Origin of the sequence: Mesorhizobium salmacidum (SeqCode) (assembly GCF_037179605.1) — a bacterium.
In the GTDB taxonomy this organism is placed as follows: Bacteria; Pseudomonadota; Alphaproteobacteria; order Rhizobiales; family Rhizobiaceae; genus Mesorhizobium; species Mesorhizobium salmacidum.
The window spans coordinates 1-713 of the sequence record NZ_JAPYKS010000086.1; the positions used below are offsets into that span (position 1 = coordinate 1).

At 64.1% G+C, this 713-nt stretch carries 1 protein-coding gene; it reads left to right on the forward strand.

Going from position 1 to position 713, the window contains the following annotated elements; translation table 11 throughout:
- Window positions 1-713 (forward strand): chaperonin GroEL (gene groEL, locus O7A60_RS31735; protein ID WP_337109588.1); only part of this gene is annotated, 713 nt, incomplete at both ends.

Here is a 713-nt window from a genome sequence, read left to right on the forward strand (position 1 = left end):
ACCGAGCTGGAAGTCGTCGAAGGCATGCAGTTCGACCGCGGCTACCTCTCGCCCTACTTCGTCACCAACGCCGACAAGATGGTTGCGGAGCTCGAGGACGTCTACATCCTCCTGCACGAGAAGAAGCTCTCCAACCTGCAGGCCATGCTGCCGGTCCTCGAAGCCGTCGTGCAGACCTCGAAGCCGCTGCTCATCATCTCGGAAGACGTCGAAGGCGAGGCCCTGGCCACGCTGGTCGTCAACAAGCTGCGTGGCGGCCTGAAGATCGCCGCCGTCAAGGCGCCGGGCTTCGGTGATCGCCGCAAGGCCATGCTGGAAGACATCGCCATCCTCACCGGTGGCCAGGTCATCTCGGAAGACCTCGGCATCAAGCTCGAGAATGTCGGCCTCAACATGCTCGGCCGCGCCAAGAAGGTGTCGATCTCCAAGGAGAACACCACCATCGTCGACGGCGCCGGCAAGAAGGCCGAGATCCAGGGCCGCGTTGCCCAGATCAAGCAGCAGATCGAGGAGACCACCTCGGACTACGACAAGGAGAAGCTGCAGGAACGTCTGGCGAAGCTCGCCGGCGGCGTTGCGGTGATCCGCGTCGGCGGTGCGACGGAAGTCGAAGTCAAGGAAAAGAAGGACCGCGTCGATGACGCCCTCAACGCGACCCGCGCGGCCGTGGAAGAAGGCATCGTTGCCGGCGGTGGCGTTGCCCTGCTGCGCGC